This is a genomic window from Synechococcus sp. RS9907 (assembly GCF_014279615.1).
GTDB lineage: Bacteria > Cyanobacteriota > Cyanobacteriia > PCC-6307 > Cyanobiaceae > Parasynechococcus.
The window spans coordinates 17,000-30,202 of the sequence record NZ_CP047944.1 but is presented as its reverse complement, the minus strand read 5'-3'; the positions used below and the strand labels follow the sequence as shown (position 1 = coordinate 30,202).

General features: G+C 63.7%; 14 protein-coding genes. 7 read left to right on the top strand and 7 right to left on the bottom strand.

Annotation, left to right across the window (positions count from 1 at the left end):
- Positions 1-4: 4 nt before the first annotated feature.
- Genes murC through SynRS9907_RS00125 form a run of 3 tightly spaced genes read left to right on the top strand, consistent with a single transcriptional unit; the run spans position 5 to position 2,682 of the window.
- A complete protein-coding gene (murC, locus tag SynRS9907_RS00135) occupies positions 5-1,414 on the top strand; it encodes a UDP-N-acetylmuramate--L-alanine ligase (protein WP_188021423.1) in 1,410 nt (469 codons plus the stop codon).
- Positions 1,411-2,316, top strand: a complete 906-nt coding sequence (gene murB / locus SynRS9907_RS00130) for a UDP-N-acetylmuramate dehydrogenase (protein ID WP_188021422.1) — start codon at positions 1,411-1,413, stop codon at positions 2,314-2,316. Before murC ends, murB begins: the two co-directional genes overlap by 4 nt.
- Before the next feature lie 24 nt (positions 2,317-2,340).
- Positions 2,341-2,682: a YbaB/EbfC family nucleoid-associated protein gene (locus tag SynRS9907_RS00125; RefSeq protein ID WP_011363068.1), complete on the top strand. Its 342-nt coding sequence runs from the start codon at positions 2,341-2,343 to the stop codon at positions 2,680-2,682.
- Here the strand turns inward: SynRS9907_RS00125 and rsgA are convergent.
- Genes rsgA through grpE form a run of 4 tightly spaced genes read right to left on the bottom strand, consistent with a single transcriptional unit; the run spans position 2,657 to position 5,601 of the window.
- The gene (rsgA, locus tag SynRS9907_RS00120; RefSeq protein WP_188022290.1) at positions 2,657-3,538 is read right to left on the bottom strand and encodes a ribosome small subunit-dependent GTPase A; all 882 of its coding nucleotides are present in this window, start codon (positions 3,536-3,538) and stop codon (positions 2,657-2,659) included. The genes SynRS9907_RS00125 and rsgA overlap by 26 nt on opposite strands.
- A gap of 25 nt (positions 3,539-3,563) precedes the next feature.
- Positions 3,564-3,791: a sulfurtransferase TusA family protein gene (locus SynRS9907_RS00115; RefSeq protein WP_114988831.1), complete on the bottom strand. Its 228-nt coding sequence runs from the start codon at positions 3,789-3,791 to the stop codon at positions 3,564-3,566.
- The gene (gene dnaJ, locus SynRS9907_RS00110; RefSeq protein ID WP_114988830.1) at positions 3,788-4,924 is read right to left on the bottom strand and encodes a molecular chaperone DnaJ; all 1,137 of its coding nucleotides are present in this window, start codon (positions 4,922-4,924) and stop codon (positions 3,788-3,790) included. Before dnaJ ends, SynRS9907_RS00115 begins: the two co-directional genes overlap by 4 nt.
- Entirely contained in the window at positions 4,924-5,601 is a 678-nt protein-coding gene (grpE, locus tag SynRS9907_RS00105) for a nucleotide exchange factor GrpE (protein ID WP_188021421.1), read from the bottom strand. The genes dnaJ and grpE overlap by 1 nt, the downstream gene beginning before the upstream one ends.
- Positions 5,602-5,691: 90 nt before the next feature.
- On the opposite strand from grpE, the gene SynRS9907_RS00100 reads away from it, so the two are divergent.
- From SynRS9907_RS00100 to SynRS9907_RS00090, 3 genes are read left to right on the top strand one after another with little or no spacing between them, the layout of a single operon-like run.
- Positions 5,692-7,542 (top strand): GspE/PulE family protein, encoded by a 1,851-nt coding sequence (locus SynRS9907_RS00100; protein WP_188021420.1) that lies wholly within the window; start codon positions 5,692-5,694, stop codon positions 7,540-7,542.
- Positions 7,543-7,552: 10 nt separating this feature from the next.
- The gene (locus SynRS9907_RS00095) at positions 7,553-8,629 is read left to right on the top strand and encodes a type IV pilus twitching motility protein PilT (protein ID WP_188021419.1); all 1,077 of its coding nucleotides are present in this window, start codon (positions 7,553-7,555) and stop codon (positions 8,627-8,629) included.
- A 19-nt stretch (positions 8,630-8,648) separates the two neighbouring features.
- Positions 8,649-9,908 carry a type II secretion system F family protein gene (locus SynRS9907_RS00090; protein WP_188021418.1) on the top strand — a complete coding sequence of 420 codons (1,260 nt, stop codon included), beginning with the start codon at positions 8,649-8,651 and terminating at the stop codon, positions 9,906-9,908.
- On the opposite strand, the gene SynRS9907_RS00085 is transcribed toward SynRS9907_RS00090, so the two are convergent.
- Complete coding sequence (locus tag SynRS9907_RS00085; protein WP_188021417.1) at positions 9,883-11,151, bottom strand: NAD(P)/FAD-dependent oxidoreductase; 1,269 nt, start codon at positions 11,149-11,151, stop codon at positions 9,883-9,885. The two genes, SynRS9907_RS00090 and SynRS9907_RS00085, sit on opposite strands and share 26 nt — an antisense overlap.
- Positions 11,123-11,626 (bottom strand): peptide-methionine (R)-S-oxide reductase MsrB, encoded by a 504-nt coding sequence (gene msrB, locus SynRS9907_RS00080; RefSeq protein ID WP_188021416.1) that lies wholly within the window; start codon positions 11,624-11,626, stop codon positions 11,123-11,125. The genes SynRS9907_RS00085 and msrB overlap by 29 nt, the downstream gene beginning before the upstream one ends.
- Before the next feature lie 40 nt (positions 11,627-11,666).
- Here msrB and dusA point away from each other — a divergent pair, with 40 nt between their 5' ends.
- Complete coding sequence (gene dusA / locus SynRS9907_RS00075; protein ID WP_188021415.1) at positions 11,667-12,662, top strand: tRNA dihydrouridine(20/20a) synthase DusA; 996 nt, start codon at positions 11,667-11,669, stop codon at positions 12,660-12,662.
- Positions 12,663-12,675: 13 nt separating this feature from the next.
- On the opposite strand, the gene SynRS9907_RS00070 is transcribed toward dusA, so the two are convergent.
- Positions 12,676-13,188 carry an RNA-binding protein gene (locus SynRS9907_RS00070; RefSeq protein WP_188021414.1) on the bottom strand — a complete coding sequence of 171 codons (513 nt, stop codon included), beginning with the start codon at positions 13,186-13,188 and terminating at the stop codon, positions 12,676-12,678.
- Positions 13,189-13,203 lie beyond the last annotated feature (15 nt).

Genomic DNA, 13,203 nt, shown 5'->3' with positions numbered 1-13,203 from the left:
TCCGTTGCCGCGCCTGCTCGACCGTCAGACACCAGTCCACTTCATCGGTGTCGGCGGAATTGGCATGTCGGCTTTGGCCCGGATTCTCGTTGACCGCGGTCACTTCGTCAGCGGCTCAGACCCGCGTGACAACGCAACAACACAACAGCTGAAGACCCTCGGGGTGAAGGTCTTCCGTGAGCAGGACGCCACCTGCATCGATGCCGTCACGGGAGCAACAGCCGCTGGCTCACCGGTGGTGGTGATCAGCACAGCCATCCCTGAGAGCAATCCGGAACTGCAGCGGGCCCGACAGCAGGGGCTGGAGATCTGGCATCGCTCCGATCTCCTGGCGGCTCTGATCGAGCAGCAACCCTCCATCGCAGTGGCCGGCAGCCACGGCAAGACCACCACCAGCACCTTGATCACCACCTTGCTGCTGGAGGCCGATCAGGACCCAACAGCTGTGATTGGAGGCATCGTCCCCAGCCTCGGCAGCAATGGTCACGCCGGCCAGGGGAAGCTGCTCGTGGCCGAGGCGGATGAATCAGACGGTTCGCTGGTGAAGTTCAGCCCCAGCCTGGGGGTGATCACCAACCTGGAGCTGGATCACACCGATCACTACTCCAGCCTCGACGAGCTGATCTCCACCCTGCAGCGCTTCGCAGGGGGTTGCGATCGCGTGCTGGCCAATCACGACTGCCCAATCCTTCAGGAACACTTCCAGCCAACGGCCTGGTGGTCCAACCAGAGCGCCGAATCCGTTGATTTCGCCGCCCTGCCCTTGAGCCTGGAAGGCGATCGCTGTGTCGCCCGTTTTTATGAAGCCGGCCAGCCCGTCGGCGACTTCACCCTGCCGATGGCCGGGCTGCACAACCTGAGCAATGCCACAGGCGCCTTGGCCGCCTGCAGCATGGAAGGTCTCCCCTTTGACCAATTGGTGCAGGGCCTCGCTGGCCTGAAGGCACCGGGCCGCCGATTTGATCTTCGGGGCACCTGGAAGGGCCGTCACATCGTTGATGACTACGCCCACCATCCCAGTGAGGTGCAGGCAACCCTGGAGATGGCACGCCTGATGGTGCGCAGTGGCCGCAGTCCACTCCCCACAGCACCACAACGGCTCCTGGCGGTGTTCCAGCCGCACCGCTACAGCCGCACCAGGCAGTTCCTCGATGGCTTCGCCAAAGCCCTACAGAACTGTGATCTGCTGCTGCTGGCGCCCATCTATCCCGCAGGCGAGCAACCGCTGCAGGGCATCAGCAGCAACGCCCTCGCGGATCGGGTGCGCCAGCTGAAACCGAATCTTGAAATCGCCGTCGCAGACAACCTCGATCAACTCACCGAGCTGGTGATCCAGCACAGCCGCGAGAACGATCTTGTTCTGGCCATGGGTGCTGGCGACGTGAATGGACTGTGGTCAAGGCTGACGTCATGACTCAGCAGTGCGATGCCCGCCTGCCGCAGGCCCGAGTCAAGCTGGCGGACTACACCACCTGGCGGGTGGGAGGAGCGGCCGAATGGCTGGCCGAACCCGCCAGCCTTGAAGAAACCCAGGCCTGGATCGAATGGGCCGCTCACCAGGGCATGCCCTGCCGCGTCATCGGCGCTGGGTCGAACCTGCTGATTCACGATGACGGCCTGCCGGGGCTCTCGCTCTGTCTGCGCAAACTTCAGGGGCTGCAGCTTGATGCCACCACGGGGACCGTGGAGGTGCTCGCCGGCGAACCGATCCCGTCACTGGCAAGACGCGCTGCCCGAGCTGGATTGCATGGTCTGGAGTGGTCGGTTGGCATCCCGGGAACCGCTGGCGGTGCGGCTGTGATGAATGCAGGAGCCCAGGGAGGCTGCACAGCGGAATGGCTGGAGTCGGTGCGGGTCATGCCTATGGAAGGGGGCAACTGCTTTGAGCTGCAGCGGGATCAACTGGACTTCGCCTACCGGCACAGCCGTCTTCAAGACGACAACCTCGTGGTGTTGTCGGCACGGTTCCGCTTGCAGCCCGGTCACGATCCGGATGAACTGAAGCGGGTCACCACGGCGAACCTCAGTCACCGCACCACCACGCAGCCCTACCAACAACCCAGCTGCGGCAGTGTTTTCCGCAATCCCGAACCGCTCAAGGCCGGACGGCTGATCGAAGAGCAAGGACTGAAGGGAACCCGGATCGGCGGCGCCGAAATCTCAACCGTGCATGCCAATTTCATCGTCAACAACGGTGATGCCGAGGCGAAGGACATCGCCCAGTTGATCCAGCTGGTGCAGGACCGCATCGAAGCCGAACACGGAATCCGTCTGCACCCCGAAGTGAAGCGGCTGGGATTCGCTTCGGCGGCTTAACCTTCCGGCTCCCACAGGATCGCCATGGCAGGGTTCGGACTCCCCAATTTCGGCCAGCTCACCGAAGCCTTCAAGAAGGCCCAGGAGATTCAGCAGAACGCTCAGGCCCTGCAGGACGAACTGGACGGGATGGAGATCGAAGGCAAGAGCAGCGATGGCCGCGCCAGCGTTTGGCTGTCGGGCAACCAGCAACCGCTGCGGGTACGACTGGACCCAGCCCTGCTGCAGGAGGGCCAACAGGCCAGCGAAACGGCCACCCTTGAAGCCCTGCAGGCGGCCTATGAGCAATCCACCGCCACGATGAAGGGCCGGATGGAAGAACTCACCGGTGGCCTGAATCTCAACCTCCCCGGGATGGGCGGCTGAGGCTGCTCTGCTCGATCAACGCGGCCTTGTACAGGGCATAGCGTTCCCAGTCCGTGGAAACGCCGCAGCCGGGCTCACCGCGATGCAGGCAGTCGCGGAAACGACAGGACCAGGGATCAAGTTGCTGCCGCAGCTCAGGAAAGAGAACCCCCAGTTCCTGGGGGTCATCCGGCAGATCGGGGCGGTTGAACCCGGGGGTATCAGCCACCCTCGCGCTCGGCCCCAGGGGAAACAGCTCAACGTGGCGGGTGGTGTGGCGCCCGCGCTGCAGTCGACCGGACACCGCAGCCGTGCGCAGTTGAAGGTCAGGGCGCAACTGGTTCAGCAGGCTGCTCTTGCCCACCCCGGAAGGCCCACACAGCACCGAAAGCTGCGCACCAGCCAAACGCTGCCGTAAAGCATCAATGCCCGTTCCGGCTGCACTGGACAACGCCAGCGGGTCATAGCCCCACCCTTTCAACCGGGTCACCAGCCGCTCGAGCGCTGCACCTGAAAGAAGGTCTGTCTTGGTGAGCAGCAGGATCACCTCCAGGCCGGTCCGTTCCGCCGTCAACAGAAAGCGACTGGCCTGATCAGGGTCAAAACTGGGCTGTTCCACTGCCAACACCACAGCCACCAAGGAGACGTTGGCCACCGGTGGGCGTGTGAGAAAACTGTGGCGTGGCTCGACCTCGGCCACCACGGCACGCCCCTGGCCTGGATCAATCGCCTCGACGCGAACCCGATCGCCCACATAAACGGCTTCACCCCGATGGCTGAGCCGGGTGCGACGGGTGCAGAGCAGCCGCCCTGGGCATCCATCAGGTGCGGCATCGAGCTCCACCTCCAGGTAGTTGGCCTGGAGCGCCACCACCATCCCGGATGCCACCGAACGGCCGGTGTCAGCCACCGCAGATCACCTCGATGGTGATGGCATCCGGCGTTTGATCAATGCACTCCACACGATGGCCTGCATCCCTCAGACCTGGAAGAACCATGGCCTCAGGCTCACCCCGATCGAGACAGACCTCCAGACAGTCACCGCTGCTCATCTGCTCGAGGGTGAGCTTGCAGCGAATGAAATTCACCGGACAGGGCGTTCCCCGCAGATCCAGGGAACGCCTGCTCATCCCTTCTGACCGAACAAGCGAGCGAACAGACCACTGTTGTGGTGGTGGTGTTGCTTGCCGCGGGCGGAATGGTGACCCGCCAACTGCTCGAGGAGCTCCCGCTCCACATCACTGATCCGCTTCGGCAGATCCACGGTGACCGTCACGCGCTGATCGCCCCGTGCCACTGGATTCCCGAGCTTGGGAATGCCCAGGTTCGGCAAGGTGAGCACCGTGCCGGGCTGGGTGCCGGCGGGGATGTCCAGCTCCTTGCTGCCATCAACGGTTTCCACCTCAATGGTGTCGCCAAGAATCGCCTGGAGGTAGCTGACCTTGACCTCCGAGAAGATGTTCAGGCCATCCCGCTGCAAGCGCGGGTGATTGCGAACGGTGAGGAACACGTATAGGTCACCGGACGGGCCTCCCCGGGGTCCGGCGTTGCCTTCACCGGTCACACGAAGCCGTGTTCCGGTGTCCACCCCGGCAGGGATGTTGATCCGCAGCTTCTTGCGCACCTGTTTGACACCCTGGCCACCACAGGACCCGCAGGGATCCGAAATCACCTGGCCCGTACCGCCACAGTTGGGGCACTCGGCGACCTGAGTGAAACTGCCGAAGGGAGTTCGGGTGGCACGGCGCACTTGCCCGGCTCCGCCACAGGTGCCGCAGGTGGTGGGTCCACTGCCCGCTTTGGCACCGCTGCCGCCGCAGGTGTCGCAGGTCTCCAGATGCGGGATCTTGATCTCCTGCTCCTGACCGAACACCGCCTGCTCGAAATCAATCGTCAGGTCGTAACGCAGGTCATCCCCCTGCTGAGGGCCCTGACGCCGCGGCCGACCAGCTCCAGCACCCCCAGGTCCACCGAAGCCCTGGAAAAACGTCTCGAACAGGTCCGCGAATCCGCCCATGTCCCCCATGTCGGGGGCACCGGCCGCACCGCCGAGGCCGGCCTCACCGAACTGGTCATAACGGGCCCTGGTCTGGGGATCACTGAGCACCTCGTAGGCGCGGCCGATTTCCTTGAAACGGTCTTCAGCTCCCGGATCCTTGTTGATGTCGGGGTGGTACTGACGCGCCATGCGCCGATAAGCCCGCTTCAGGCTGTCGGGATCCACATCCCGGCTGACGCCGAGCAGGTCGTAGAAGTCGGCCATCAGGCCTCCTCCGCCGTCTGATCCGGTGCCGCTGCAGCCTCAGCAGGCGCTGACGCCGGATCGGATGGTCCGGGACCCATCGACACCTTCACCATGGCGTGGCGCAGCACACGCCCATCGCGGTGGTAGCCGCGCTGGAGCTCCTCGCACACCACGTCCTCCGCAAACTCGCTGCTTTCCTCCCGCAGCACGGCCTCATGCAAGTTGGGGTCGAACTCCTGGCCAACCACTTCCATCCGGGCCACCCCCTGCTGCTTCAGCACCTCCACCAGTTGCTTGTACAGACCCTGGTAACTGCGATGCAGCGCCTGGGCTTCCTCACCTTCAGGATTCAGCTGCTGACGGGCCCGCTCGAAGTTATCGACGACGGGGAGAATCTCCGTGAGGGTCGAGCAGACCAGCTGCTGACGCATGTCGTCCTGGTCGCGGCTCTGGCGCTTGCGGAAGTTGTCGAAATCCGCCGCAATGCGCATGTATTGGCTGTTGAGCGTCTCGTGCTCCTGCTTTAACGCGCTCAACTCCTGCTCGAGCTGCTGCATCCGATCGGCCGGATCCACCGCTGCAGGAGCCTGTTCAGACGTCGCCTCGGGCGCTTCAGAAGCGGACTCCGGCGTGGCTGGAACAGCACCGGACTCAACGGTCTGGTCCTGCTCTGGGGTGGAGGCGTCGCCGCTCATGCTGACCGCTCAGGGATTGCTGTCTAGACATGTTGAAGGGCAACGCTGACCTCCCACAAGCTGCGGAAGCCCGCACCTCGTTCGCCATCCATGACTTTGACGCTGCCCACCCCCGATGCCGGCGACACGGCACGGCAGCGTTTCGCCCTTGAATTGCTGTTGCAGCAACCGGTTCCGGGCCCAGAGCAACTGCTGGCAAGCCGCAACCTGCTCAGCGACGCCCTCCCGGACGTCAGCCCGGATCAATGGCGGGCACTGCAGGCCATGCCGATCGCAATCGGTGCTGACCACCTGGACATCGCGATCCCCAGCCAGTGGCGAGACCAGGAATGGCAACACTTGATCGATCAGCTGCCGGACCAACACCGCACGATCCGCCTGCACCCCGCCATCGAAGCGGATCTGCAGCGGGCCTTAGCCACAGCAACGGACCAGCCAACAAAGGAACCAAACCCGCCAGCAGCAGAACAGTCGAGCAACCCTGCTCCGGCGGAGACAGCCAGCACACTCGATCTGAATGCTGAGTCCTTTCTCCACGACTTCAGCCCCGATGAGGTGCTGGAGAGCGAGGAAGACAGCGACGCCCAACTGGCCCGGGATGCCATTGATCTTGAGGCCAGCCTCAACGATGCAGAAGCCTCGCCTGTGGTGACGCTGGTGGACCGAATCCTGCTGCAGGCGATGTCAGTGGGGGCCAGTGACATCCACGTGGAGCCACAGCAGAAGGGGTTGCGTCTGCGTTTCCGCCAGGACGGTGTGCTCCAGCAATACGTGGAGCCGCTCCCCAGTCGCCTGGTTCCTGCGGTGACATCCCGCTTCAAGATCCTGGCGGATCTCGACATTGCCGAACGACGCCAGGCCCAGGACGGCCGCATTCGTCGCAAATACCGCGACCGGGTGATCGATTTCCGCGTCAACACCCTGCCCAGTCGCTTCGGGGAGAAGGTCTGTCTGCGCCTGCTGGACAGTGGAGCGACCCAACTGGGGCTGGACAAGCTGATCGACGATCCCGATGCCCTGGCCCTGGTACGGGAGCTGGGGTCCAAACCCTTTGGAATGATCCTGGTCACCGGACCAACGGGCTCCGGCAAGTCGACCACCCTCTATTCACTTCTCGCCGAGCGAAACGATCCGGGCATCAACATCTCCACGGTGGAGGACCCGATCGAATACACCCTGCCCGGCATCACCCAGTGCCAGGTGAACCGAGACAAGGGCTTCGATTTCGCCACGGCACTGCGGGCCTTCATGCGCCAGGACCCGGACGTTCTGCTGGTGGGAGAAACCCGTGATCTCGAAACCGCCAAAACAGCGATTGAGGCTGCCCTAACCGGTCACCTGGTGCTCAGCACCCTGCACGCCAACGATGCCCCCAGCACCATTGCCCGCCTGGACGAAATGGGCGTGGAGCCCTTCATGGTGTCGGCATCCCTGATCGGGATCATTTCCCAGAGGCTGCTGCGCAGGGTCTGCTCCCACTGCCGCGAGCCCTACCGCCCGGAGGAACGGGAACTGGGCCGCTTCGGGCTGATGGCCAGCCGGGAGGCGGATGTCACCTTTTACCGGGCGCATCATCACGGCCCCAACGAAGAGGTCTGCCCCCATTGCCAGGGGAGCGGCTACAGGGGCCGCGTCGGTATCTATGAAGTGCTGCGGATCCAGGAAGACATGGCCACCGCCATCTCCAAGGGCGCCAGCACCGATGTGATCCGCCAGCTCGCCCTGGAATCAGGAATGGTGACCCTGCTCGGCTACAGCCTCGAACTGGTGCGACGGGGCGAGACCACGCTGGAAGAGGTGGGGCGGATGGTGCTGACGGATTCCGGGCTGGAATCCGAGCGCAGAGCCCGCGCTCTCAGCACAATGACCTGTGAAGGATGCGGCGCCGGTCTGCAGGAGGGCTGGCTCGAGTGTCCCTATTGCCTGACACCACGCCACTGAGGAGCCGGTCATGGATCTGATGATCGAAGACCTGATGGAACAACTGGTGCAGGGCGGTGGCAGTGATCTGCACCTCGCCACCGGTCAACCGCCCTACGGCCGCTTCAGCGGTGAACTGCGTCCGATGACGGACCAACCCCTGGCCGAGGAGGACTGCAACAAGCTGATCTTCTCGATGTTGAACAACAGCCAGCGCAAGACGCTGGAGCAGACCTGGGAACTGGACTGCGCCTACGGCCTCAAGGGTGTTGCACGCTTCCGCGTCAACGTCTACCGCCAGAAAGGCAGCTATGCCGCCTGCCTGCGGGCCCTTGGCAGCACGATTCCCAGCGTTGAACTGCTGAACCTTCCTCCTGTTGTGCTGGAGACCAGCGCGCGGCCCCGGGGGCTTGTGCTGGTGACTGGTCCGACCGGATCCGGCAAGACCACCACCCTGGCGGCGCTGCTGGATCACATCAATCACACCCGCAGCGAACACATCCTCACGATCGAAGACCCGATCGAGTTCGTGTACCAGAGCGACAAAAGCCTGGTGCACCAACGCCAGCTGAACGAAGACACCCGCAGCTTCGCCAACGCCCTACGCGCCGCCCTGCGGGAGGACCCGGACGTGATCCTGGTGGGTGAAATGCGGGATCTGGAGACCATTCAACTGGCGGTGAGTGCCGCCGAAACCGGACATCTCGTCTTCGGAACCCTGCACACGAGCTCCGCCGCCCAGACCGTGGACCGCATGGTCGACGTCTTCCCACCGGAACAACAGACGCAGATCCGTGTGCAGCTCTCAGGCAGTTTGGTCGCTGTGTTCTCCCAGACCCTCTGCCGACGTCAGAACCCGGCAGAAGGACAGTTCGGTCGGGTGATGGCCCAAGAGATCCTGATCAACACACCCGCCACCGCCAACCTGATCCGCGAGGGAAAAACAGCCCAGCTCTATTCCCAAATCCAGACGGGGGGAGAACAGGGCATGCAGACCCTGGAGAAAGCCTTGGCCAACCTTGTGCTCAACGGGGATGTGTCCCGCGCTGAAGCGATGGGCAAAGCCAGCAAACCAGGCGAATTGCAGCGCTTGATCGGTGAAATCTGAAGCCAGGGGGTAAGCATCGATGGCCGCCTTCATTGCCTCCTACGCCGGGCCCACCGGACAACCACGAACGGTGACGATCAAGGCATCCAACCTGGCTGAAGCCAGAAAGCTGCTGCGGCGTCGGGGCATTCGTGCCGAAGAGCTGCGGACCGTCAGCCCTGGAAACACCCAGGACGGCAACGCTGATGGGGCCGACACGGCAGGTCTCAAATCGATCGACCTCAACCGCATGTTCGAGAAGGCGCCGGGCGTCAAGGAGAAGGCCGTGTTCGCCAGCAAACTGGCGGCCCTGGTCGATGCCGGCGTGCCGATCGTGCGCAGCCTCGATCTGATGGCGACGCAGCAGAAGCTGCCGATGTTCAAACGTGCGCTCACCAAAGTGAGCCTCGACGTCAACGAGGGCATTGCCCTGGCAACAGCCCTGCGCCAGTGGCCGAAGGTGTTTGATCAGCTCAGCATCGCCATGGTGGAGGCCGGGGAAGCTGGCGGCGTCCTGGATGAGGCCCTGAAGCGACTGGCCAAGCTGCTGGAAGACAACGCCAAACTTCAGAACCAGATCAAGGGAGCCTTGGGCTATCCCATCGCCGTGCTGGTGATCGCCATCCTGGTGTTCCTGGGGATGACCATCTTTCTGATCCCGACGTTCGCGGGGATCTTCGAAGATCTGGGCGCCGAGCTGCCGGCCTTCACCAGGCTGCTCGTTGATCTGAGCGCCCTGCTGCGTTCCTCGGCTTCGCTTTATGCGACCGGAGTGATCCTGCTGGCGATCTGGATGTTGAACCGGTTCTACGCCACCCACAACGGTCGTCGAACGATCGACCGCCTGATGCTGAAGCTGCCACTGTTCGGCGAACTGATCCTGATGACAGCGACAGCTCAGTTCTGCCGCATCTTCAGTTCACTGACGCGGGCCGGTGTGCCGATCCTGATGTCGATGGAGATCTCGAGCGAAACTGCCGGCAACGCGATCATTTCCGATGCCATCCTTGCCTCGCGGGGCATGGTTCAGGAGGGGGTGCTCCTGAGCAATGCGCTGATCCGTCAGAAGGTGCTGCCCGACATGGCCCTGAACATGCTGGCCATCGGCGAGGAAACCGGCGAGATGGACAAAATGCTCAGCAAGGTGGCGGACTTCTACGAAGACGAAGTCGGCGCCATGGTCAAGGCGCTCACCTCGATGCTCGAGCCCGCGATGATTGTGGTGGTGGGCGGAATCGTGGGATCCATCCTGCTGGCGATGTACCTGCCGATGTTCACCGTGTTTGATCAGATCCAGTGAGCCCTGCAGCGATGGCCTGGCCCGCCAGCCAACCGCCGCTCCAGCAAGCCTGAAAGTTGAAACCGCCGGTCACCCCGTCCACATCAAGCAGTTCACCCGCCAGGTAAAGACCGGGGCAGCGGCGACTCTCCATCGTGGCCAGGTTGACCTCCCCCAAGGCGACACCGCCGGCGGTGACGAACTCCTCCCCAAAGGGTCCTCGTCCCTGAATCGGCACACACTGCGCACAGAGCAGCTCCACCAATCGACGCTCCGCCTTGATCGGCAGATCCGCCCAACGGCGCTCTGGCTCCACCCCAGCCATGGTCAAAAAGGCTTGCCATAACCGCCGGGGCAGATATTCGAAGGGCTTCGCGGCTGCAAGGGTTCGCCGGGCCTGCTCCTGTCGCCATTGCTGAAACCGCTCGGTCAGCCCCGACCGTCCCAAGCCAGCGCTCCAATCCAATTTTAGCTCACCCTTGTAGCGGTTCTGATGCAGGGCCCTGGCGGCAAAGGCTGAGAGGCGCAACGTGGCGGGTCCACTCAGACCGCGATGGGTGATCAGCACCCGCCCGGTCTGGCGGAAGCGCTGATCGCCGAGCTTGAGATCAAGGCCCACATCGTCGATGGCAATGCCACTGCAGGCCGACAGGGCCGGTGCCTGCAGGGCAAGGCTGAACAGCGATGGCACCGGCGGCACCACCTGGTGGCCGAGGGCTGCCGCCAGGTTTCGGCCACTGGGATGCCCCCCCGTGGCCAGCATCAAGCAGCCCCCATGCAAAGGCTCGAGGCCGCGACCCTCGAGCACAAACCCCCCTTCGGGGTGAACGCGCACCTGCTGGACCATCGCTTTCGTGCGCAGCTGAACACCCGACGCCCTTGCCGACTTCTGCAGGCACTGAATCACGGCCTCAGAACGGTTCTGCTGCGGAAACATCCGTCCATCGGGTTCCTCCACCAGCGTGAGCCCATGCTCGTCAAACCAGGCGATCGCGTCGCCGCAGGCGAAGCGACTGAAGGGGCCCCGCAGAGGTCGACTGCCACGGGGGTAATGGGTTGCTAGTTCACGGGGGTCCCAGCAGGCATGGGTCACATTGCAGCGACCGCCACCGCTGATGCGCACCTTCTGGAGAGGCTCAGGGGTGCCTTCCAGCACCAGCACCCGCCGAACCCCCTGCTCAGCGGCAGTGATCGCCGCCATGTAGCCGGCAGGACCACCGCCAACAACAATCAGATCAAGCGGGCTGGAAGCGGAGGGCGACACCGTTGTTGCAGTAGCGCTTGCCGGTGGGTCGCGGTCCGTCATTGAACACGTGGCCCTGGTGCCCACCACAACGGCTGCAGTGGTATTCCGTGCGCGGCAGGATCAATTTGAAATCTACTTTCGTGGTGATGGCTCCATCCAGGGGCTGCCAGAAGCTGGGCCAGCCGGTGCCACTATCGAATTTGGCCTCCGACGAAAACAAGGCTGCATCACAACCAGCGCAGTGATAGGTGCCGGAACGCTTCTCCCCATTGAGCGGACTGGTGAAGGGGCGTTCCGTTCCCTCATTGCGCAACACGTCGTAGGCCTGGGGAGACAACCGATCACGCCACTGGTCGGCATTGAGATCCCACGAGGGATCGCCAGCTTTGGATGCGGCCAGCACAGGCTGAGGTCTCCAGAGACTGCCAAACACCCCTGCCATTGCCGCCAACAGCAACGATCGACGGGACAGAACGGCGACACTCAAGCTCATCGGTGCTGAAGCGGGAATCTCGGGCGGTTCTAATGGATTGATGACTGCCTCCGGATCCACCGCTGCCTACCGCTTCAGTGTGGCCCCGATGCTGGATTGCACCGACCGCCACTTCCGGGTGCTGATGCGGCAGATCAGCCGCAGGGCCCTGCTCTACAGCGAAATGGTGGTGGCCCAGGCGCTGCACCACAGCAAGCGACGCAACAAGCTGCTGGACTTCGATCCTGTGGAGCATCCGATCGCCCTGCAGGTGGGGGGGGACGACCCAGCCCTGCTGGCCGAAGCGGCACGACTGGCGCAGGACTGGGGCTACGACGAGATCAACCTCAATGTGGGTTGCCCCAGCCAGAAGGTGCAGGCCGGAAATTTCGGAGCCTGCCTGATGGCGGAACCGGATCTGGTTGCCCGCTGCGTGGAAGCCATGGTGGACGCAGGGGGACTCCCCGTGACCGTGAAGCATCGGATCGGCATTGACGATCTGGACAGCGATGCGCTGCTGACGAACTTCGTGGATCGGGTGGCGCTGGCAGGGGCCAGCCGCTTCGCTGTTCATGCCCGTAAGGCCTGGCTGGAGGGCCTTGATCCCAAGCAGAACCGGACGATTCCTCCGCTGCAGCATGAGCGCGTGGTGGCACTGAAGCAACGCCGCCCCGACCTGGTGATTGAACTCAACGGGGGGCTGGAATCCCCTGAAGACTGCCTTCAGGCACTGGAAGGGTGCGATGGCGCCATGGTGGGCCGAGCGGCCTACAGCCATCCCCTGCGCTGGACCAGCGTCGATGCCCTCATTTTCGGGGAGAAATCACGCCAGATCCTGGCGTCAGACGTTGTGAACGGACTGCTTCCCCATGCGGCCGCTCATCTGGAGCGAGGAGGACGAATCTGGGACCTCTGCCGTCACCTGGTGCAACTCGTGGAAGGCGTCCGGGGTGCACGGCACTGGCGCCGGGAGCTGGGGGAGAAAGCCCAGCGCCCCGGGGCCGATCTGGATGTGCTGCTCAATGCCGGGCAGCAGCTCAAGGACGCAGGGCTCTGATCAACGGCTGAGGTCAGCCCTCAGCTCCGCCGTAACCGGAATAGTCATCGCCACCGCCACTGGACGATCCACGGCGACGACGGCTGCGCCCTTCGTCGTAGGCATTGCCCTCCCCAGCGTTATCGCGGGCGCCATAGCTGCGGTCTTCCCAGCCCCGTGCACCGGAGGGACGATCACCGCCGCCGCCATAGCCGCCGCCGCCGTAGCCGCCACCACCACCGCGATAACCGCCACCGCCGTAGCCACCGCCGCCATAGCCGCCGCCACCACGACGGGGGGCGCTACCGCGGGGCTCCGCTTTGTTGATCCGCAGAGGACGGCCCATCAGTTCGGCACCCTGCAGCCCCTCAATCGCTGCCTCTTCGGTGGACTCGTCGGCCATCTCAATGAAGGCAAAACCACGCTTGCGGCCTGTATCCCGCTCGAGGGGCAGCGCGCAGTTGGTCACTTCACCGAACTGGGCAAACAGTTCGATCACGTCTTCCTGCTCAGCGCGGAAGGGAAGGTTGCCGACAAAAATGCTCACGTTTTGCGTGGACCG

Coding starts and splice junctions, on each gene's coding strand:
- msrB (WP_188021416.1), bottom strand. CDS start 11,626: ATGAGCTTGAGTGTCGCCGTTCTGTCCCGTCGATCGTTGCTGTTGGCG.
- grpE (WP_188021421.1), bottom strand. CDS start 5,601: ATGAGCGGCGACGCCTCCACCCCAGAGCAGGACCAGACCGTTGAGTCC.
- rsgA (WP_188022290.1), bottom strand. CDS start 3,538: ATGGTGGTGGCGCTCCAGGCCAACTACCTGGAGGTGGAGCTCGATGCC.
- SynRS9907_RS00125 (WP_011363068.1), top strand. CDS start 2,341: ATGGCAGGGTTCGGACTCCCCAATTTCGGCCAGCTCACCGAAGCCTTC.
- dnaJ (WP_114988830.1), bottom strand. CDS start 4,924: ATGGCCGACTTCTACGACCTGCTCGGCGTCAGCCGGGATGTGGATCCC.
- SynRS9907_RS00090 (WP_188021418.1), top strand. CDS start 8,649: ATGGCCGCCTTCATTGCCTCCTACGCCGGGCCCACCGGACAACCACGA.
- SynRS9907_RS00100 (WP_188021420.1), top strand. CDS start 5,692: ATGACTTTGACGCTGCCCACCCCCGATGCCGGCGACACGGCACGGCAG.
- SynRS9907_RS00115 (WP_114988831.1), bottom strand. CDS start 3,791: ATGAGCAGGCGTTCCCTGGATCTGCGGGGAACGCCCTGTCCGGTGAAT.
- SynRS9907_RS00095 (WP_188021419.1), top strand. CDS start 7,553: ATGGATCTGATGATCGAAGACCTGATGGAACAACTGGTGCAGGGCGGT.
- murB (WP_188021422.1), top strand. CDS start 1,411: ATGACTCAGCAGTGCGATGCCCGCCTGCCGCAGGCCCGAGTCAAGCTG.
- dusA (WP_188021415.1), top strand. CDS start 11,667: ATGACTGCCTCCGGATCCACCGCTGCCTACCGCTTCAGTGTGGCCCCG.